The following is a 20,000-nucleotide window of genomic DNA, read 5'->3' as shown; positions in this document are numbered from 1 at the left end:
ACAACGCAGAGCCTCGGCTCTGCGTTTTTTTTTCAATCCGCGCAGCGCCCCACCGTCGCCCCCGGCAACAGCACCGGTTGCCAGATTTCCTGCAGCCGTTCCGGCGGCGTGCCAGCCAGCAGCGATTGCAGCATTTCGACCATCTTGGCGCCCGCGCGGCGCAGGTCGGGCTGGTCGATGGTGGTGACGTTGATGCCGATCAAAGTGTCTTCCACATTGCCCCAGACAATGACGGAGATTTCCTTGCCGATCTCGATGCCCGCATCCATCAGCGCGCGCACCACGCCGACGCCGGACAAGTGGTTGTCGACGATGACGGCCGTGGGACGGGGCGAGCAGGCCAGCAATTGCTGCATGGCCTGGTAGCCGCTGCGGCGATCAAAAGTATTGTCGAGCAGATAGGCGGGATCGACCGGCAAGCCCGCTTGCGCCATGCAACGGATAAAGCTTTCCTTGCGCTCATAGGCGAAATGCAAGTCCAGCGGTGCGCTCAGCAGGGCGATGCGCTGGTGGCCATGCGCCGCCAGGAAGGACACGGCCAGGTCGATGCCCGTGTCATTGTCGTAGTCAAAATATGCATACGGCGCGTCGATGCGCGTGCGGCCATTCGCGACAAAGGGAAAACCGACTTTCGTCAGGTAGGCGATACGCTCGTCGACCACCTTGGTGCGGCCCACCACCAGGCCATCGACCTGGCGCCCGCGCACCATGTTTTCATACGAAGGCTGTTCATTCTGCGGTGACACGGGGGCGATGATCAAACTCATCTTCGACGCTTCGACGGCGTCCGACATGCCATTCACCACGGAAAGAAAGACGCTGTCGCCCAGGTCGCTGGGCAGCAGGGGATAGATCATGCCCAGCACATTGGTGCGGCCGACGGCCAGGCTGCGCGCGAGCGGGTTGGGCCGGTAGCCGACTTTCTTGGCGGCGGCCAGGACGATTTCACGGGTGCGGGAATTGACTTCCGGATAGCCGTTCAACGCCCTGCTGACTGTCGTTTTCGACATGCCGAGGGCAATTGCGAGGCTCTTGAGATTCATGTTAACTACCTGTCTGTATGGCAAAAGAAACCAACTCTGACCGTCAATTATAGCCCAGAGCGCCAAACAGACCGCGCATTAGCGTGCGCAGACCCGGTAGAAAAACAACAACATATTGACTATTTAAAAAGCAACGTTTTAAATGTGACCACGTCTACCCTCTGCGCAGTGATGGTAGTCAGACAAGGGTGAAAAACGATAGCAGGTACTCACTTTGACAAGTGCTGCAGCCGCTTCAGGATGACGGCTTGGCAATGCAAGGCGTGCACGATAGCATTATCAAGAAAACATAATTTACTGGAACTGTGCGAGAATTTGTCCTACTCTTGATTCAGGTAAAGATTACCGCTTGGCATGTTGCGCCTGGTCCAGCACATCTTCCTGGATTCCCTTCTCTTCTGTACACGCCTGGGCATACTTTCAAAGGTGAACAATGTGGTCACGCTAACGTCTGTCAACAACTTGCAAGCCTCGCTGGTCACGGCGCAACGCCGGGTCGAACAAGGCCAGAACCAGGTACAGCGCGACAGTGAACAGCTGGCGCAAAGCCGCCAGTTGCTGGCGCGGGAACAGGAATCGCTGAGCCAGACACAGCGCAGCAGCCAGCAAGCCCAGGCCGATGCCCCCACCGCCATCAAGGCGCCGCAGCTGGACCAGGCGATCAAGGTGGCCGTGCCGCAACAAGCCATCCCCGCCGCGCCGAAAAGCACGCCCCAGCTGAACGGCTATGGCCAGACCCTGGGCCGCCTGATCGACGTCACGGCGTAGATTACCGCACCATCTCTTCTTCCAGCATCGCCAGCCACCATTTTTCACCTTTTTTCGGCTGCGCCAGGTCGACCGCCTCGCCCATCTGCGGCGTAGCCAGGTTCACGCCCTGCTTGGCCGCCAGCCCCGTGATGCGGTCGAACGGTTCATGCCAGGCGTGCAGCCCCAGGTCAAAGGTGCCGTTGTGCACGGGCATGAGCCACTTGCCACGCAAGTCCAGGTGGGCTTGCAAGGTCTGTTCCGGCTGCATGTGCACGTCCGGCCACAGCTTGTCGTAGGCACCCGTCTCGATCATGGTCACGTCGAACGGGCCGTACTTGTCGCCGATCTGCTTGAAGCCGTCGAAATAGCCGGAGTCGCCGCTGAAAAACACGCGTACCTCGGGCGCGTCGATCACCCACGACGCCCACAGGGTTTGATTGCTGTCAAACAAGCCGCGTCCCGAGAAATGCTGCGATGGGGTGGCGACGAGTTTCACGCCAGCAATCGTCGTGCCTTGCCACCAGTCGAATTGCTGCACCTTGTCCTTCGGCACGCCCCATTCGACCAGGGTATCGCCCACGCCCAGCGGCGCAACAAAATGTTCCGTCTTGGCGGCCAGCTGCAGCACGGCAGCATAGTCGAGGTGGTCGTAATGGTTATGCGACAGGATCACGGCCTTGATCGGCGGCAAGTCGGCGATGCTGATGGGCGGCTGGTGGAAACGCTTCGGTCCTGCCCACTGCACCGGCGAGGCCCGCTCGGAAAACACGGGGTCGGTGAGGAAAAACTCGTTGTTGAGTTTCAGCAGCAAGGTCGAATGGCCAAGGCGAAACAGGCTGTTATCGGGCGCGGCCAGCAGTTGCGCCCGGGTCAAGACTTGCACGGGCACGGCAGCAGCCGGCACTGTGCTGTCCGGTTTATCAAAGACAAATGTCCACAGCAACTTGAGCGTCGCTGTCGTGCCCAGCTTGTACATTTCCACGGGGTTGCGGAATTTGCCTTCGTGGCGTTGTGGTGATTCAGCGGGCGCGGCAGGCGCGGCGCGCAGGGTGCAAGAACTCATGATGATCAGGACTCCCAGAAAGAAGAGACGACGTGCGGCTCGGTGCAAGTGCATATGTGGTCCGGCAAGGAATGTACAAGGGTTAAATTACACTACACAGTGTAGTTCCTATTTCTGGCAAAGTAAACCAAGAGGTGTAAAATATTGTTTTCAAAGGAGATTTTCAGCCATGGCAGCACCGCAACGCCTCACCGACCGCAAGCGCGTCGCCATCGTCGATGCCGCCATCGCCGAGTTCCGCGACCACGGTTTTGATGCGACCAGCATGGACAGGATCGCTGCCACGGCCGCCGTTTCCAAGCGCACCGTGTACAACCACTTCCCCAGCAAGGACGAGTTGTTCGCGGAAATCCTGCAACGCATGTGGGAAAGCAGCGTGGCCCAGCCCGCCGTGCCCTATGTTGCCGACCAGCCGCTGCGCCCGCAAGTGCTGGCCCTGGTCGAGCAGAAAATGGTGTTGTTATGCGACGCGGCCTTCATCGACCTGGCGCGCGTGATCTTTGGCGAAACCATCCACTCGCCCGAGCGGGCGCAAGCCATGGTGGCGCGCCTGAATGAAAAGGAAACGGGCCTGAATATCTGGATTCGGGCGGCGCAGCAAGACGGGCGCATCAAGGCAGGCGAGACGCTGGAAGTGGCGCACCTGCTGATGTCGCCGTTAAAAACCTTTGCCTTCTGGCCGCAGATCACCATGGGTGAGCCTCTGCTGGGCCCGGCACGCCGGCGCGAAGTGACGGAACTGGCCGTCGATATCTTCCTGTGCTACTACGGCGTGGCAAAACAGACGGCATAAACGGGCGGCAAGTGGGCAGAGATGGTCTGCCAGTGTTCGCCCTCGTCGCCCGAATACCAGGCGCCGCCCGTCGTCGACGCCATCAATAAACTGCGCCCATCATCGGCCAGCGCCAGCCCGTGGCGGTAGATGAGGTCGTAGCAATGCTGCTGCGGCAAGCCCGCGCGCAACACTTCAAACGTTTTTCCACCATCGCGCGTGCGCGTGACGGCCAGCGCGCCATCGATGGGAATGCGCAGCACGTCCGCCTGCGCCGGCACAAACCAGGCCGTGTCGCCATCGCGCGGATGCACGGCCACGGCAAAGCCGAAATGCGACAGCGGCGCCGTGGTGACTTCCTGCCAGTGCCAGCCGGCATCGTCCGAGCGCCAGATGCCGTTATGGTGCTGGCACCACAGCGCGTCCGGCGTGCCGGTGCTGCGCACGATGCGGTGCGGATCTTGCACGGCTTCGTTTTCATCGAGCTCGGGCGGCATGTAGTCGGCGCGCATGCCCGTCGCGCTCAGGGCCCAGCTGGCGCCGCCATCGAGCGTTTGCCACACGCCGCCGCAGGACACGCCGACCAGCACTTTATGACTGTCGCGCGGGTCGACGCAGATGCTGTGGATACCGGGCACGTCGTAGCCGCCGCCAAACCACTGCGCCCGCTGCGGCACGTTCCACAAGGATTCCACCAGCTGCCAGCTGTCGCCGCGGTCGCTGGAACGGAACAGGCCGCCAGGTAAAGTCCCTGCCCACAGCACGCCAGGCTGGTCCGCGCCGCCCGCCGCCAGCGACCAGATCTGCCGCACGGTCCAGTCCACGCTATCGGTGCTGCCCTCGGGCTTGGCGGGATAGGCGGGCACGGCGACTTCGCGCCATTCTCCGCTGTCCGCATCGCGCCGGTGCAGCTTGGCGCCGAAGTGGCCCAGGTTCAGGGCCGCGTACAGGGTACCGTCGCGGCCATCGTGCAGCAGCATGGAAACGGGATCGCCGGCAAACTGCACCAGCGCCAGCTGCCAGGCGCCGGCCGCATCGACATCGAACTGGAACAAGCCCTTGCGGGTGCCGAGATACGCGCGCTGCGGGACTGCTGTCATGGCATCAACCTCCTGAAAGGGCCTGCAAGATATACACCTGGCTGTCGGGCCGCAAGGCATCGTCGAGCACGCGCCGCTCGCGGCAGCGGGCGCCGTCGATGAAGATCACCACATTGGGACGCAAGGCCCCCTGCTCATCGAGCACATAACCGCGCAGGCGCGGCTGCTGCGCAAACGCGCTATCCAAGGCGGCGCGCAGGCGTGGCGCGACCACCTCGAGCGTGGGGACGTCCAGGAAGCGTGCCAGTTGTTGCGTAAAATGCAGATGCGCCATGCTGCCCTTCGACGTCGTCGGCCTCGACTCATTCTAGTCCGCTTTGCGGCCAATACAATTAAAATAGAGGCAAGCACACAAGGAGGCCAGGCATGACGATTACCCCGGAAGAACTAGCGGTGCTGATGCAGGAAGTGGAAGTGGCCGATCCCATCGATTTTGCCGACTTGCCCTTCGATGAGCAGGAATTGCGCGGGCTGATCGCCAACCACCTGTGCGAGATGGCCGACGCGATGGAAAGTTTCAGCCCGGAAGACCGCAACCTGGCCCTGCTGGCCGTGGCGGCCAAGCTGGTGCTGGAAAACCTCGTGCTGCACGTGCAGTTGCTGCGCCGCCACGGCTTGCCCGTCAGCGACAGCGTGGAAGCGCTGCTGCAGCGCCTCAAGGGCGGCAAGCCGTCCTGAATTAATTGCCCGTGCGCACGGCGCGCGCCTGAATGGTGAGATCGCTTTCCGCCACGGCCACGCAGGGCAGGATGTAGCCGTCGAAGCGTTCATCGGGACTGATGCCGGGCCAGTCCACCGTATAGCGCACCTTTCCCTCGGGCATGTGACAGAGGCAGGTGCGGCAAGTGCCGTTGCGGCAGGAACTGAGCAGGCGGATGCCGGCCAGCTCGGCGGCGGCCAGCAGAGTCGTTCCCGCGTCGGCCGGGAATTGCCAGCCTTGCGGAAGGATGGTGATGGTAAAGGAGCGCATGGCTCCAGTGTAACAGTCAGCTTGCCAGGGTCGTCCAGCTCGCGCCATTGGCATGGCTGCGCAGCACGGCTTCCGCAAAGGCCAGGCCGGCCACGCCATCGGTGACGGTGGGCAGCCAGCTGGCTTCCTTGGGCACGGGCAAGCCCGATTGCAACGCACGTATGCGCAAAGCCGCATCCAGGTACAGCTGCGCGAACGCTTCCAGGTACCCTTCCGGATGGCCGGCCGGCACGCGCGTGGCGTGGCGCGCGGCGGCGCTGTCGACCCGGCCCGGACGCAGCAGTTGCCGGTTGCCGCCCTGCGGCGTACACCACAGTGCATTCGGTTGTTCCTGGTCAAAGTCCAGTTGCGCCTTGCTGCCGAACAGGCGCAGGCGCACCGTGTTTTCGCAACCGGTCGCCACCTGGCTGGCCCACAGGGTGCCTTTCGCCCCGTTGGCGTAGCGCAGCATCACCTGCACGTGGTCGTCCAAGGTGCGATTCGGTACAAAAGTCGACAATTCCGCCAGCACGGACTGCGGCGTCAAGCCGCTGACAAACTGCGCCAGGTGATACGCGTGCAAGCCCACGTCGAGCAGGGTGCCGCCTGGGCCAGCTTTCAGCGGGTCGTTATGCCAGTTGCCTTCGTTCATGCCGCCAGCCGCGATCGCATCGGCCAGCCAATCCTGCGAGTATTCCACCTGCACGAGGCGCAGCTCGCCGATCTCGCCCGCCTCGACCATGGCTTTCGCGTGGCGCAGCAGCGGGTAGCCGCTGTAGGTATGCGTGAGCGCAAACAGCAGATTTTTCCGCTCGGCCAGCGCCGCCAGCTTTTGCCCTTCCGCCAGCGAGATGCCCAGCGGCTTGTCGCAGATCACATGGATACCCGCTTCCAGGAACGCCGTGGCGACGGGCGCGTGCAAGTGATTCGGCGTGACGATGGCCACGGCTTCGATGCCGTCCGCACGCGCGGCCTCCGCCTGCGCCATGGCGCGGTAATCGCTGTAGCAGCGCTCGGGCGCCAGGTGCAGCGCCGCGCCGCTGTCACGCGCGCGGTCCGGATCCGACGACAGGGCGCCCGCCACCAGTTCATATTGGTCGTCGATGCGCGCCGCGATGCGGTGCACGGCGCCGATGAATGCGCCCTGCCCGCCCCCTACCATGCCCAGCCGTAAGCGTCGCTGCATGTCGTTTCCTTATTTCAAGCCAAGCAAGTGATGGATTTGATCCTGGTCAACCGCACTGCCCGCGAAATCGTCAAATGCGTGTTCGGCCACGTGGATGATGTGCTCGCGGATGAAGCGCGCCCCTTCCGCCGCCCCATCCTCGGGATGCTTCAGACAGCATTCCCATTCCAGCACGGCCCAGCCGGGGAAATCGTACTGCGCCATCTTGGAAAAGATGGCCTTGAAATCGATCTGCCCATCGCCCAGCGAGCGGAAGCGCCCGGCCCGGTCTTGCCAGTCGCCATAACCGCCATACACGCCCTGGCGCCCGTTCGGCCGGAATTCCGCATCTTTCACATGAAACGCCTTGATGCGCGCATGATAAATGTCGATAAAGGCCAGGTAGTCGAGCTGCTGCAGCACGAAGTGGCTGGGGTCGTACAAGATCGACGCGCGCGGGTGGTCGTTGACGGCGGCCAGGAAGCGCTCGAAGGTCACGCCGTCATGCAAGTCCTCGCCCGGATGCAATTCATAGCAGACGTCCACGCCGGCCGCGTCAAACGCATCGAGGATGGGCAGCCAGCGTTTGGCCAGCTCGGCAAATGCCGTTTCCACCAGGCCAGCCGGGCGCTGCGGCCATGGATACAGATACGGCCAGGCCAGCGCGCCGGAAAACGTCACGTGCGCCGTCAAACCCAGGCGCTGCGAGGCGGTGGCCGCCCACAGCAGTTGCTGCGTGGCCCAGGCCGTGCGCGCGGCGGGATCGCCGCGTACGTGCTCGGGCGCAAAGCCGTCGAACAGGGCGTCGTAGGCGGGATGCACGGCGATCAGCTGACCCTGCAAGTGCGTCGACAGTTCCGTCACCTGCAAGCCATGGCGCGCCAGCAAGGCTGTCACGTCGTCGCAATACTGCTGGCTATTGGCCGCTTGTTCCAGATCAAACAATCGCGGCGCCGTCGGCAGCTGCAAGCCCTTGTAGCCCAGGCCGGCCGCCCATTGCGCCAGGTGATCGAGCGAGTCGAACGGCGGTTCATCGCCGAGAAACTGGGCCAGGAAAATGGCCGGGCCCTGGATGGTTTTCATGGGTATCCTTTAGCCCCCAGGAATCTGGCCCTGGGGGAGGTTCAATTTAAAAAGGCGAGTTCGGAAAGTAAAACTGCTTGGCGTTCTCGCGCGTGATCAGCACCGAAGGGATGATCGTGTTGGCCGGCAATTTATCACCTTTCAGGCGCGCTTCCGTCGTCAGCTTGATGGCGTCGTACATGAACTTTGGCGAGTAGGACACGTCGGCCACGATCAGCGGGTCGGAACCGTCCATGATCTTTTTCACGGCGCCCTTGGCGCCCGCGCCGCCGAACACTTGCTTGATGTCCGTGCGCTTGGCTTGCGCGATGGCCTTTTGCACGCCGATGGCCATGTCGTCATCGGCGGCCCAGACGGCGTCGATGTGCTTGAAGCGGGTCAGGTAATCCTGCATGACCTTGAAGGCATCGTCGCGGTTCCAATTGCCATATTTGGCGTCGAGCACCTTGATCTCGGGATGGCCCTTCATCACGGCGCTAAATGCATCGTAGCGTTCGTTGTCGAGGGTGGTCGGCATGCCGCGCAGCACGACGATATTGCCCTTGCCATTCAGGCTTTTCGCCAGGTATTCGGCCGGCAGCTTGCCGAAGGCCGTGTTGTCGCCCGCGATGTACGCATCCTGCGATTGCGTGTTCGTCAAGCCACGGTCGACCACGGTCACGTAGACACCCTTGTTTTTCACTTGCGCGACGGGCTGCGTCAGCGAGGCCGATTCGATGGGGAAGATCACCAGGGTGTTGATCTTGTTCACCGTCAACATGTCCTGCAACTGATTGGCCTGCTCGGGCGCCGTGGCGGCCGTCTTGACGATGATCTTCAGGCCAGGATGGGCTTTTTCAAGTTCCGCCTTGGCCTGGTTCGCCCACCAGACGATGCCGGAAGTAAAACTGTGCGTGGCCGTGGGTATGGCCACGCCCACCACCAGCTTTTCTGCGGCTTGTGCACTCGGCAGCGCCCACGCCTGCATCACCAGCACTGCCATCCCTGCTACCCGTATAAAGCTCTTCATGCTGCTCTCCTCCAAGGTTGTGGGCGCCCGTTGGCTGCCCTTTCAGAACGCCGCTGTGTTTTTATTTGCGGCCTCGCTGCAGGAAGGCGACGGCAATGATCACCACGCCTTGCACTGCGGCATTCAGGTAGACACTGATGATGCTGGTCAAATTCAGGATATTGCTGATCACGGACAAGAGGATGGCGCCGATCACGGTGCCGACGATGCGCCCCTCTCCGCCCTTCAGGGCCGTGCCGCCGACGACGACGGCGGCGATGGCTTCGAGTTCCCACAGCAAACCCGTCGTCGGCGTGGCCGAACCCAGGCGCGGCACGTACAGCACCGTGGCGATGCCCACGCAGACGCCCAGCAGCATGTAGGTGGCAATTTTCACCTTGTCGACATTGATGGCCGCATAGCGCGCCACTTGCTCGTTGGAACCAATCGCCTGCACGTGGCGGCCAAAGGTCGTGCGGTTCAAAATGATGGCGCCGGCCGCGGCGACAAACAGGAAAATCCAGATGGGTATCGGCGCGCCCAGCACGCTCGTGTAGTACACGGGGCTGTACAGCTCGGACAGGGCGGCGTCCAGCGTCAGGGCGCCGCCGTCGGCCAGGTAGGTCAAGACGGCGCGGAAGATGCCCAAGGTGCCCAAGGTAACAATGAACGGCTCGATATTGCCCTTGCTGATGAGCAAGCCGTGCATCAGGCCGAATCCGGCACCCAATACCAGCGCCATGGCGATGCCCAGCACCAGCATGGTGATCGGCGCCAGGTTGCCGCCCGCGCCTTGCGCCAGCGCATTCATGAAATAAATCATGCAGCCGGCGATCAGGGCCGCCATCGAGCCGACCGATAAATCGATGCCGCCAGAAATAATGACAAAGGTCATGCCGACGGCGATGATGCCGATAAACGCCGTGCGCGTGAGCACGTTCATCAGGTTGTCGAGGGTGGCGAAGTCGCCGTTGAGCAAGGTGCCCGCGATGCACAGAGATAACAGTCCCAGCACGGGGCCAAAGCCCTTGATGCGCGCGCCGAATCGAGCAATAGGGGATACGGTGGTGTCAGTGCGTGCCGGTTGCATGGGCAATCAACTCCTCTTCAGTCAGGTGGTCAGCAGACAGGGTGGCTTGCAAGGTGCCGGCGCGCATCACGGCCACGCGGTGGCACAGGCCTATCAATTCGATCAGTTCGGATGAAATCACGATCACGGCGCGCCCTTCGGCGGCCAGGCGGTGGATCAGGAAATAAATGTCGCGCTTGGCGCCCACGTCCACGCCACGGCTCGGTTCATCAAGCACGACGACACGCGGGTCCGAATGCAGGTATTTCGCCAGCGCCAGCTTTTGCTGGTTGCCGCCAGACAGCATGCGCGCGCGGCTGTCCAGGTCGCCCGTGCGGATATTGAAATCCTCGACGGCCTTGGCCAGCGCCCCCTTTTCCGCTTTCAAGTCCAGCCACGGCCGCGCATAGCGCTCCATCGTCATCATGGTGAGGTTTTCCCGTAAACCCAGGTTCACGTGCAAGCCCTTGCCCTTGCGGTCTTCGCTCAGATAGGTCATGCCGTGCTGCATGGCTTCACGCGGCGTGCGGATGTCCACGGGCTGGCCATTGATCTCGATCACACCCGCGCTGCGCGGACGCAAGCCCAGCAAGGCCTCGAACGATTCCGTGCGCCCCGCGCCCACCAGGCCCGCAAAGCCCAGCACTTCGCCGGCACGCACCTCGAAGGACAGATCCTTGGCCCAGCCGGGCACAGACAAACCCTCCACTTTCAGCAACACAGGAGCGTCTTTCGCCAGCGGCACTTTGGCCGGGAACATGTCGGACAATTCGCGCCCCACCATCAGGTTCGCCATCTGCTGGCGCGTCAAGCTGGCCGTCGGCTCGCGCGTGACGAAACGCCCGTCGCGCATGACGATGACCTCGTCCGTGTTGCGCTCGACCTCGTCGAGCTTGTGCGAGATATATAAAATCGTCACGCCATCCGCTTTCAGCTGTGCCATGACGGCAAACAATCGCTGGGTTTCCGACGACGTCAGGGTGGCCGTCGGCTCGTCCATGATCAGGAAGCGGGCGCGGCGCGACAGGGCCTTGGCGATTTCCACAAGCTGCTTTTCAGCAACTATGAGGTCGCGGATTGTCGTATCGGGCGACACGTCCAGGCCCACCTGTTTCAGGTAGCGCGACGCTTCCTCGCGCATGGCGGCCTCGTCGAGCAGCCAGCCGCGCGTCTTTTCGTGGCCCAAAAACATGTTTTGCGCCACCGTCAGGTGCTCGGCCAGGTTGAATTCCTGGTGGATCAGCACGATACCGGCCGACTCCGCCGCGCGCGAACTGGCAAAGCGCCGGGGTTGGCCATCGACCAGCAACTGCCCTTCGCTCACAGCCTCGTAGCCGGCAAGGATTTTCATCAGGGTCGACTTGCCGGCGCCATTTTCACCCAGCAAGCCATACACGCGCCCCGGCGACAAGGTAAAACTGACGCCATGCAAGACGCGCACGGGGCCGAAATCCTTGCAGACCCCCTCGAAACCGACGGCAACGCTCACTATGCACTCCCTCGCAAAATTAATTGGTGTTGCAACAACACGCCCGGCACTTGCGCCGCCGGGTCCGCCAAACGCTGCAGCAACAAGCGGGCCGCCGTCTCGCCCAGTTCGCGCATCGGTTGCGCAATCGTGGTGAGACCGGGGTCGATCTGCGCGGCGATGGCGATATCGTCGAAGCCGATGACGGCCACGTCCTCGGGCACGCGTTTTTTCAGCTGGCGCAGCGCGCTCAAGACGCCAATGGCCAGGGTGTCGGAGACGGCAAAGATGGCCGTTGGGGCGGCATCCGCTTCCGCCATCATCCGCAAGGTGGCGGCCGTGCCCGCTTCGTAATCGAGGCTTTGCACCGTGTGCACCCACTGCGGCTGCACGGGCAGGCCGGCGGCAGCCAGGGTGTCCAGGTAGCCTTGCTGGCGTTGCCGTGCGTACAGATAGCGTTCATCGGAGTTGATCAGGCCGATGCGCGTATGGCCACGCGCCAGCAGATGCGCGACGGCGTCGGAGGCAGCCCGGTGATTGTCGATGCCGACATACGGCACGGCGACGGCAGGGTCGAATTCGCAGCAGGCCACCCACGGCAGGCTGACGGATTCATGTGACAGGGCGTGCTGCACCGTGTCCGGGTCGAGGCAGATGGCGCCGTCGGCGCGGTGCATGCGCAGCAAGTCGAAATACGAGCGCTCGCGGCCCGCGTCGGCGCCCGTATCGCACAGCAGCACGAAGTAACCGTGTTCGCGCGCCACCGTATCGATGCCGCGCACGATTTGCGCATAAAACGGGTTGCCCACGTCGGGCACCATGGTCAGCAGCATGCGGCTCTCGGCCGTGCGCAGGCTGCGCGCCAGGTGGTTCATGCGGTAGCCGAGCGCGGCCACGGACGCCAGCACCTTGTCGCGCGTGGGCGCCCGCACTCCCGCCTGCTCGTTCATCACGCGCGAGACGGTGGCCACCGACACGCCCGCATGCGCGGCAACGGCGCTGATGGAGACGGTTTCTGTCGGCAAAGGGGATGGGACGGCTGCTGGCATGGCGCTTTTCATATAAATGTAATCGATTACATTTATATGCCAGTCGCGCGCGCGATGCAAACATTATCGATGCTGCGATGCGCAAAAACTGTGCAAAAAGCGGCCCTGCGCAGGCCTTCGGAAAAGCTATTTCTGGGGCTGCAAGGCGCTCTGCTGCACGGCAAAACCGGCGCGCACGGCGGACAGGGCCGCCACCCACAGGATCAGGCCGGCACCGAGGCAGCCGATGGGATGGATGGGGCCGTGGCGCACGGTGAGCGGATAGCCGATGGCCCATACGCACAGGGCCATGCCGATGGCCAGGTGGCGGCGCGCCTTGAACAGCCAGGCCAGTGGAAAGAAATGCAAGCCCACGATCAAGATGACGGCGGGAATGAACCACGCCTGCAGTCCCATGTTTTTCAGGACGTTACCGACGATGAAGATGGCGATCCATTGCCCGGCGTTCACGATATTAAACAGCCTGCCCACGCGCCTGGCCTGCGGCGATTGTTCCGCCGCCGCATGCGCGGCGCGGTGGCGGCGAAACTGGCGCCACGCCAGCATGAACAGCAAGACGGTGATGCCGGCAATCGGCAGCAGCGCCGCGGATTGCGCGCCATACGTCTGCACGCACCAGGCGGCCACCCACAGGCCGCCAAACACGGAAAAGAACATGGCGCCAATGGCGCTACGGGCAAGCGCGGCGGCGGGGTCGGTGTTTGGCATGGTCATGGCATGGTCTCGCAGTGAAAGTGCTTACTTCATCATCGCACAAAACGTCTCGGGATTGCCATCAAGAATGACGCCGCTGGGCCAGCGGTGGCTGCGCTGCTGCGCGCGCAGCAAGGACGCGGCCAGGGCCGAGTCGCCATCGACGGCGTACACGAAGACGGGCATGTTCAGGCTGGCTGCATCGGCCAGCAAATTCGGATTGGCGTCCAGGCTGCGCGCATCCACGTGCACGCCCGTGGGCATGCCGATCTGTTGCTGCACGCGCTGCAGCCACGGCTTGTCCAGCTTGGGCGGACGGGCATTTTTCGCGATGTAGCGGCTGACCCGGTTGGCGCCGGCCGCCTGCGCATTGCGCGCGTCAAACACGAGCAGGCCCAGGTAACCCTGCGGGTCGGCGCGGCGCGCGCACGCCAGGTTGTTCGGCACGCCTGACGTCAAGAACCAGTTGCCGTGCTTGATATTCGCGCGCAACTGCCCCACCAGGGTGTTGATCGGCGCGCACGACGCCACGACGTCCTTGATTTCCGCATTCAGGGTTTTCGCCGGGAAAGCCGTCGCCAGGTCGGCAACATCGCTGACGAACGGCGGCGTTTCCGGCGTGGCCACGCCACGGTTCTTCATGCTGGCGGCGCGCCAGTCGTCGGCCGTCAACTGTTTCACGGTGCGGGGCGAGCCCGTGTCGACGACTCTGCCAGTCAACAGATCGTGGTGCACCACCCAGCTGCCGTCGCCGAGCAGCTGCAAGTCCGTCTCGACGCCGTCCCAGGTGCCGAAATACGTGTTGCGCAGCGCGCTCAGCGAGTTTTCCGGCGCATTGCCGGCGCCACGGTGGGCGTGCACCTTCATGCCCAGGCAGTCGGCCTGTACAAACGTGCTGAACATGGAAAGCAGCAAGGCCAGCGTGGACGCCTTATTTTTGTTGCGCGTGATAGCCATAGTGAATTCCCTGCAAAACGTGGATGCGGATCGCTTCGTTGACGGGGTAGCTGTAGCCCTGCCCCACCGCCACGACGTGCGTGATATTGGCCAGGATGGCCTTGCCGGCGAGATTCCAGCGCGTGCTGTCGGGCTCACCCTGGCGCGTCCAGTCCAGCATTTGCCGGAACAGCTCGCTACGCGTGACGTTGTTGTCGAGGATGGACAGCATGCCCCAGGTGCCTGCAAAGGCCGTCGCCAGCACGCCCGTGGCGATCCAGGCGGAACGCCGGCTCAGCTGCCCATCGGCACCCGCCTGCTCGCCACGGCGCATGGCCAGTAGCAATAATACGACGGTAGCGATCAGGTACAGCAATTTGGAAAAGTGGCCGATGGCGCCCAGCAGCGAGAAGAACAGGGCCACGGGCGGTACGATGGCGGCGCGCGCCGCTTCCTTGCCCTCGTGGAAGAACCTGCCACCCGCTTCAAAATCCGTGCGGCTGGCGCGGTATTCCACCAGTTTTTCCGCCGTCTGGCGATCGAGGAACTGCTCGAACAGGCGCCCGAACTCGGCCGGACTCGCATACGCGGCCTGCACCGTGGCGCTGGCCGGCAACTTCAACGCTTCGCGCAATTCCGCCTGCACGCCGGGGCGCGCGACAAAGGCGGCAAACGGCAAGCCCGGCGGGATGCGCTCGCCGCGCACGGAGACGCCCTTGCTGGCCGCCTCGGCCGTGTAACGGCGCTTGACGGCGGCGCGGAAGCCCTGCTCGTCGTCGGTACGCCAGTTGGCGGGCACGGGCACTTTCTTACGCACATTATTGACGACCGCCGCCTGGCGCCGCATCGGCACCGAATGCGGCTGCCAGCCGCGCCGCGACAGGCTGCTCACGTATTCCTGCCACGAGGATTGTTGCTTGGCGCGCAAGCCGGCATCGCTATCGGGGATGATGCCCGCATACAATTCCCACTTGCCGGCCAGCTCGCGCATGGCCTCTTGATATTTGTCATAGTAGCCGGACGGGCCGCCTGCCACCTGGCGCACGTTGGCCCGCACCAGCTGCTCCTTGGCCGGTCCCATGCGCTCGTCAAGATGGCCGACCGAGACGGCCAGGAAGGGGAACAGGGCCAGGAAGGACTTGCCTTCCGGCTTGGCGAACAGGGTGGGATCGTCGACCAGGCCCTGCAGCTGCAAGCTGCCGCCTACCAGCGAACGCTGCAGCAAGGTGGTGTTGAAGGCCATGCGGCGAAATTCCGCGTCGCGCGTATTGACCAGCACATTCACCGTGGTTTTCAGCACGCCGAAGACGACGCCGGCCGTCACCACGCAGCAAACGATGATCTTTGTCCAGCCCGGGCCGCTGCCATTGTTCTTCAGGCGGCGGCGCCACATCAGTTGCAGCACCACCAGCGCGGCGGCGATGCCCGACAGGCTGCGGCCGTAGAATTCCACCCCTTCCACGTCTTCCGGCTTGACGTTGCCACCCACCACGTCGAGCAGGCGGGCATTGAAGCCCAGCTCGAAGCACAGGTAGATAATCGTCAAGACGATCAGGATCAAGGTCTGCCGGATTTGCAGACTGCGCAAACTCGCGGCCATCTTATTTCCTCAAGTCAATGACGACGGGCTTGATTTCTTCCGTCTGGAAACTCATGGCGGCCGGCACGCGCGAGGCGCTGTCGGCGGCACGTGCGGCCTGAGCCGCCGTTGCCGGGGCGCCTTGCACGGTGCGGGCTGGCGCCGGCGCTTCCTGCGCCACCTGGCGGCGGTTCCGGCTGGTCGCGCGGGTGGCCGGTTTCGCGGCCGGTGCCGGTGCGGCGGCCGGAGCGGCGGGAATCACGCGTCCGCTGTCACTGCCGGGCATGTTGGCGATGACGGGGCCGGTGGCGCGCAAGGCGTCGTCGGCAAACGGCTGCGCGCGCGTATCGACGCCGGGCGGCACGGGCACGCTGGCGTTGAGCAAACGGCTGTCCGTGTAGATCATGCGCGCCAGGCGGTTGTAGTTGGGGAAGTCGATATTCAGCGATTTTGCATCCGCCGCCAGTTCCACGCGGGGGCGGTCCTTGCAATTGCCGACCGTCCACTGCAGCACGTCCGTACCCTGGAAAGCCAGCACTTCATAGCGGTAGGCGCAGCCGCGCTCCTGGGTTTCGACGATCACCACGGTGCGCTCGCCCACGTTTTCCACGCGCGCCACGCGGGCCGTGACGGCCTTGTCCAACGGCACGACGCGAAACGCCTGCGACAGCTTGATCGAATACTTGCCCTTCGGATCCTTGCGCAAGGTGCCTTCCGTGCCATCGCGCAAGCGGAAGGTGGAAATCGGCGTGCCGAACAACTCGGCCGTATCGAGGCCCATCAACACGCCGCCACGGCCGTTCGGCGTCATGGCGCAGCCCGTCAACAGGACGCCGGCGGCCAGGCCCATGGCCAGCTTGCGCCAGTGCGCGGATGCAAAATTCTTATACGTTGTCATGCTGGATAACTTTCTCTTATTTCAAAATTCAAGGATTGATCACGGCCAGCGGATTGCCCGGGCCTGGCGGCGGCAAGACTTTCTGGCGGTTGCGCGACAGCACGGTGAAAGCGCCCAAGGTGTCCGGTCCGGCGACGATTTCCAGCTGCTCGCGCTGCAGCCAGGTGCGGATTTCCGCCTCCGTTGCCTCTGCACGGAACAGCACGCGCGTGCGCACGCCCGTCTCGACGCCGCTGCCGCCGTTGCGGAACTCCGCGTTGCCAACAACGGCGCCCTCTTTCGGCAGGAACAGCCACGCCGATTGCACCACCATCACGCTGGCGGCCACGGCCGTGACGATTTTCAGCCAGCGGTTCGCATTGCCTGCCTGCACAGGCTTCGATATCGGCGCCACTGCATCGGCCGGGGCGATCTGCAATTGCTGCAAGCCCTGGCGCAGCAATTGCCGGTAGGCCACGCGGCCATCCTTGCCCAGCTCGCTCGACAGCGGTGTGCCCGTCAAGGCGTAATCGTCGCCGGGCATGGCCACGCGGGCGATCACGCCCGGCTCCGCGGCTACCCCCGCTCCGTTCGCGCGGCCATGCGTTTCCAGCCAGCGCGCCGCCTGCAGGCGCTCCTGGCTGAACACACCCAGGCAGGCGCCCAGGTCCGTCACGGCCAGGGTCACGGGCATGTCGCACAGCACCAGGCCGGCACGGGGGTCGGCGGGCGCGTCGCGCTGCTCGACCACCAGGCCGCAGGCGTCCGCATACGCTGTATCCGGCGTGACGAGCCAGCCGCGCCAGCGCTGCCGCGTGCTGTCCCAGGCGTCGAGCAGCACGGCGCCAAAGCCGGGGCAGCGTGCCAGCAGGTGAATCTGTCCGCCTGCGATGGGCCGCCCGGCCAGCGGCGCGGCGTCGCTGCGGCGCGCAAAACGTTCCATCAGGTGTTCCGGCACGGCAATGCCACGCCAGTCCGGGGTAGCGCCGGCCACATCCTCATCCAGCATGTCGATGGCAGACGGGGGCGACGGCAGGCGCGCGGCAACGATGGCCAGTGTGGGCGTCAATGCAGTCATGCCGGTGGCCTTTCATCAGTGTTCGGGTGGGTGGACACGGGGTCCAGGTGCAGGGATAACGCGGCCACGCACAAAATATCCAAAACTATTTGCGCCGCCTGCAGGTCGCGCTCGGCCAGAGTGTCGCCCACGCGCAGCTTGAGCAGGGTCAAGACCCAGCTGCCCAGCAAGGTGGCGCGGTGGGCCGGCTCGACGATCTGCCGGCCCGCGCTGGCAGGATCGCCCTTCTGCCTGTGCACGAGGCCCAGCTTGCCGCCGTGGTAATGCGCGGAAGCAATCTGCTCGGCCAGTTCCTTGACGGGCATGCCGCCGCAGCCGCAATGGCGCAGCAGCAAGATCAAGTCACGGGGCAAGGTGGTGATGAAAACCTCCGCCGCTTCGCGCACCTGCTGCGGCGTGAGCTGATAGTCGCGCAGCGGTTCCGCATAGGCGTCGGGCGCGCGCAGTGCGCAGCCTTCTTGCGCATCGGCATCTTCGTCATCGCGCTGCTTGCGCAACTGGTCGATGATGAAGCGCTTGAAGTACAGGAACAAAGCGCCGATGTGGTGGGGCGCCGCGTCGCTATCGCCGTGCAAGACTTTTTCGATGAAGAACTGGTGGCGCAAGTCGGCCAAGGAATCGCCCAGCGACGCCGCCTCACGCGGGCGGCATGGGGTCAGCGCGGCGACGACGCGCTGGTAAAACTCGCCCAGTTCGCCTTGTGTCAGCTGTTGGCGGCGGGTCCAGAAAGCATGAATCCGTTCAAATTGTTCCGATTGCACAGCCGGTCCGATCGTGTGTTGGGCGGCACGCGCCACTGGCCAGCGGCGACGCACACCGTGCGCTGGCCAGACAAGAGAAACTTGTCAGTAAGGTAAAATGCATTTAGGCAATTTTCTCATATCAGAGTGAAAATCGCTAACTTTTGTTACTTTCACGACAATTCCACCGGACACCGATGCGCCGCATATTTCCCCTGTTATTGACCATCTTGTTCTTGCTGAGCAGCAACGCCACGCAAGCCGCCAGCGGCCCTGGCAAGCGCATCGCCCTGGTGATCGGCAACGCGGCCTATCCGCAACCGCTATTGAATCCCGTGAACGATGCACGCGCCATGGCCGAACGCCTGCGCCGCCTGGGCTTTGAAGTGCTGTTGCGCACGGACATCAATGCGCAACAGCTGCAAAAGGCGTCGGCCGAGTTTTCCACGCAGGCGCGCGGCGCCGATATCGCCCTCGTGTTTTACGCGGGCCACGGCGCGCAGGCGGGCGAAGCCAACTATGTGTTGCCGCTGGGCGCCAACATGAATGCCCTGAGCGCTGCCGCCATCGCCGCGCAGGGCGTGTCCGTTTCCAGCCTGGCGGGCGATTTGCAGCGCACGGGCGCGCGCGGCGCCGTGCTGATCCTTGACGCTTGCCGCCAGGAATATACGCGCGGCGGCGCCGTGGTGGTCCCTGGCGGCAATGCGGCCAGCCACGGCTTTGCCGACACGCAAGCGCCACGCGGCGTGGTGATCGCCTATTCGGCGGGACCGGGCGCCCTGGCGCGCGATTTCTGGTCGTCCGATTCGCGCAACAGTCCCTACACGAGCGCCCTGCTCGACGCGCTGGACGCGCCGGGCTTGCCGATGAGCGACGTGTTTTCGCAAGTGGCGGCGCGGGTGGCCGCCATGACGCACGACGTGCAAAAACCCCGCGTGTCGTTCGGCGAAACGTCGGCGCGCCTGGTACTGAACATGGGCAGCGGCAAGGGCGTCAGCCAGCCGGCGCCGGGCGTGCTGGCCGGCGCGCAAGGCCAGGGCGGCATGCGCGCGCCTGCCCCGGCGGTGGAGAAGCCGGCAGCATCCGGCGCCAAGGTGTGGCCAGGCAATGTGCTGCAAGACATCAACTATGAAATCCGCATGCAGATCGCGGCCCGCCCGTTTCCCCGCCAGCAACTGGAAAAGCGCGCGCGCGGCGGAGACCTGGTGGCGCTGACGGCCCTCGGCTATGGCATCGGCGGCGGCGATGCGGGCATCAAACAGCCGAAGGCAGGCATGCAGTGGCTGGAAAAGGCGGCCGCGAAAGATTTTCCCATCGCCCAGACCTATCTGGCCGAATTGCTGATGGTCAAGGGTGACCCGGCCTCTTTGAAACGCGCGGGCGTGCTGCTGGATGCCGCCTCGCAGGCGGGCTACACGGCCGCGCACGCGTATAAATTCGACCTGGCCCGGCGCACGGGCGCGCCGCCACAGGATGCGGCCCGGCATTTGCAGGATGCTTTCATGGGCTTGATGAAGGATTACCAGGGCGCCGCCAAGGACATGATGCAGCCGCCAAAAAAATAATTCAAAATAATTTTGGATTTCTCTGAACTGCCC

Annotated in this window: 21 protein-coding genes; 4 read left to right on the top strand and 17 right to left on the bottom strand. The window is 63.8% G+C overall.

Annotated elements, in window-relative coordinates:
• Positions 1-32: 32 nt before the first annotated feature.
• The gene (locus SJI03_RS06490; protein ID WP_322426604.1) at positions 33-1,043 is read right to left on the bottom strand and encodes a substrate-binding domain-containing protein; all 1,011 of its coding nucleotides are present in this window, start codon (positions 1,041-1,043) and stop codon (positions 33-35) included.
• A 435-nt stretch (positions 1,044-1,478) separates the two neighbouring features.
• On the opposite strand from SJI03_RS06490, the gene SJI03_RS06485 reads away from it, so the two are divergent.
• The gene (locus SJI03_RS06485) at positions 1,479-1,811 is read left to right on the top strand and encodes a hypothetical protein (RefSeq protein ID WP_158301185.1); all 333 of its coding nucleotides are present in this window, start codon (positions 1,479-1,481) and stop codon (positions 1,809-1,811) included.
• A 1-nt stretch (position 1,812) separates the two neighbouring features.
• Here SJI03_RS06485 and SJI03_RS06480 read toward each other — a convergent pair whose 3' ends face one another.
• Positions 1,813-2,856: an MBL fold metallo-hydrolase gene (locus SJI03_RS06480; RefSeq protein ID WP_099377824.1), complete on the bottom strand. Its 1,044-nt coding sequence runs from the start codon at positions 2,854-2,856 to the stop codon at positions 1,813-1,815.
• Positions 2,857-3,025: 169 nt separating this feature from the next.
• Here SJI03_RS06480 and SJI03_RS06475 point away from each other — a divergent pair, with 169 nt between their 5' ends.
• Positions 3,026-3,649 carry a TetR/AcrR family transcriptional regulator gene (locus SJI03_RS06475; protein WP_099377823.1) on the top strand — a complete coding sequence of 208 codons (624 nt, stop codon included), beginning with the start codon at positions 3,026-3,028 and terminating at the stop codon, positions 3,647-3,649.
• On the opposite strand, the gene SJI03_RS06470 is transcribed toward SJI03_RS06475, so the two are convergent.
• Together SJI03_RS06470 and SJI03_RS06465 are read right to left on the bottom strand one after the other, a co-directional pair.
• Positions 3,622-4,728, bottom strand: a complete 1,107-nt coding sequence (locus SJI03_RS06470) for an exo-alpha-sialidase (RefSeq protein WP_322426603.1) — start codon at positions 4,726-4,728, stop codon at positions 3,622-3,624. The two genes, SJI03_RS06475 and SJI03_RS06470, sit on opposite strands and share 28 nt — an antisense overlap.
• A gap of 4 nt (positions 4,729-4,732) precedes the next feature.
• Positions 4,733-5,002, bottom strand: coding sequence for a MoaD/ThiS family protein (locus tag SJI03_RS06465; RefSeq protein ID WP_099377821.1), 270 nt, complete (start codon positions 5,000-5,002; stop codon positions 4,733-4,735).
• 92 nt (positions 5,003-5,094) lie between these two features.
• On the opposite strand from SJI03_RS06465, the gene SJI03_RS06460 reads away from it, so the two are divergent.
• Entirely contained in the window at positions 5,095-5,406 is a 312-nt protein-coding gene (locus tag SJI03_RS06460; RefSeq protein ID WP_071325785.1) for a hypothetical protein, read from the top strand.
• 1 nt (position 5,407) lies between these two features.
• Here SJI03_RS06460 and SJI03_RS06455 read toward each other — a convergent pair whose 3' ends face one another.
• The 13 genes from SJI03_RS06455 to SJI03_RS06395 form a co-directional block, all read right to left on the bottom strand.
• Entirely contained in the window at positions 5,408-5,698 is a 291-nt protein-coding gene (locus SJI03_RS06455) for a 2Fe-2S iron-sulfur cluster-binding protein (protein ID WP_099377820.1), read from the bottom strand.
• A 16-nt stretch (positions 5,699-5,714) separates the two neighbouring features.
• Positions 5,715-6,863, bottom strand: coding sequence for a Gfo/Idh/MocA family protein (locus SJI03_RS06450; protein ID WP_233516122.1), 1,149 nt, complete (start codon positions 6,861-6,863; stop codon positions 5,715-5,717).
• Between the two features lie 9 nt (positions 6,864-6,872).
• Positions 6,873-7,925 carry a sugar phosphate isomerase/epimerase gene (locus tag SJI03_RS06445; protein WP_322426602.1) on the bottom strand — a complete coding sequence of 351 codons (1,053 nt, stop codon included), beginning with the start codon at positions 7,923-7,925 and terminating at the stop codon, positions 6,873-6,875.
• A gap of 46 nt (positions 7,926-7,971) precedes the next feature.
• Positions 7,972-8,907, bottom strand: a complete 936-nt coding sequence (locus SJI03_RS06440; protein ID WP_225243231.1) for a substrate-binding domain-containing protein — start codon at positions 8,905-8,907, stop codon at positions 7,972-7,974.
• A gap of 88 nt (positions 8,908-8,995) precedes the next feature.
• Positions 8,996-10,003, bottom strand: coding sequence for an ABC transporter permease (locus SJI03_RS06435; RefSeq protein ID WP_322426601.1), 1,008 nt, complete (start codon positions 10,001-10,003; stop codon positions 8,996-8,998).
• Positions 9,984-11,471 carry a sugar ABC transporter ATP-binding protein gene (locus tag SJI03_RS06430; RefSeq protein ID WP_322426600.1) on the bottom strand — a complete coding sequence of 496 codons (1,488 nt, stop codon included), beginning with the start codon at positions 11,469-11,471 and terminating at the stop codon, positions 9,984-9,986. Before SJI03_RS06430 ends, SJI03_RS06435 begins: the two co-directional genes overlap by 20 nt.
• Positions 11,471-12,499: a LacI family DNA-binding transcriptional regulator gene (locus tag SJI03_RS06425; protein ID WP_322426599.1), complete on the bottom strand. Its 1,029-nt coding sequence runs from the start codon at positions 12,497-12,499 to the stop codon at positions 11,471-11,473. Before SJI03_RS06425 ends, SJI03_RS06430 begins: the two co-directional genes overlap by 1 nt.
• Before the next feature lie 126 nt (positions 12,500-12,625).
• On the bottom strand, positions 12,626-13,213 hold the full coding sequence (locus tag SJI03_RS06420; protein ID WP_099377813.1) for a hypothetical protein: 588 nt from the start codon (positions 13,211-13,213) through the stop codon (positions 12,626-12,628).
• Positions 13,214-13,237: 24 nt separating this feature from the next.
• Positions 13,238-14,149, bottom strand: a complete 912-nt coding sequence (locus SJI03_RS06415; RefSeq protein ID WP_322426598.1) for a glycerophosphodiester phosphodiesterase — start codon at positions 14,147-14,149, stop codon at positions 13,238-13,240.
• Positions 14,124-15,728, bottom strand: coding sequence for a hypothetical protein (locus SJI03_RS06410; protein ID WP_233516120.1), 1,605 nt, complete (start codon positions 15,726-15,728; stop codon positions 14,124-14,126). Before SJI03_RS06410 ends, SJI03_RS06415 begins: the two co-directional genes overlap by 26 nt.
• Before the next feature lies 1 nt (position 15,729).
• On the bottom strand, positions 15,730-16,605 hold the full coding sequence (locus tag SJI03_RS06405) for a hypothetical protein (RefSeq protein ID WP_322426597.1): 876 nt from the start codon (positions 16,603-16,605) through the stop codon (positions 15,730-15,732).
• A gap of 28 nt (positions 16,606-16,633) precedes the next feature.
• A complete protein-coding gene (locus SJI03_RS06400) occupies positions 16,634-17,662 on the bottom strand; it encodes a hypothetical protein (RefSeq protein ID WP_322426596.1) in 1,029 nt (342 codons plus the stop codon).
• Positions 17,659-18,423 carry a hypothetical protein gene (locus SJI03_RS06395; protein ID WP_322426595.1) on the bottom strand — a complete coding sequence of 255 codons (765 nt, stop codon included), beginning with the start codon at positions 18,421-18,423 and terminating at the stop codon, positions 17,659-17,661. The genes SJI03_RS06400 and SJI03_RS06395 overlap by 4 nt, the downstream gene beginning before the upstream one ends.
• A 176-nt stretch (positions 18,424-18,599) precedes the next feature.
• Between SJI03_RS06395 and SJI03_RS06390 the strand changes: the two genes are divergently transcribed.
• On the top strand, positions 18,600-19,967 hold the full coding sequence (locus SJI03_RS06390) for a caspase family protein (protein WP_099377808.1): 1,368 nt from the start codon (positions 18,600-18,602) through the stop codon (positions 19,965-19,967).
• The last annotated feature ends 33 nt before the right edge of the window (positions 19,968-20,000 follow it).

It is taken from the genome of Janthinobacterium sp. GMG1, assembly GCF_034427795.1.
Lineage (GTDB): Bacteria > Pseudomonadota > Gammaproteobacteria > Burkholderiales > Burkholderiaceae_D > Janthinobacterium.
Note: the sequence above shows the minus strand (reverse complement) of the source record. Positions and strands in the feature narration are given on the sequence as shown.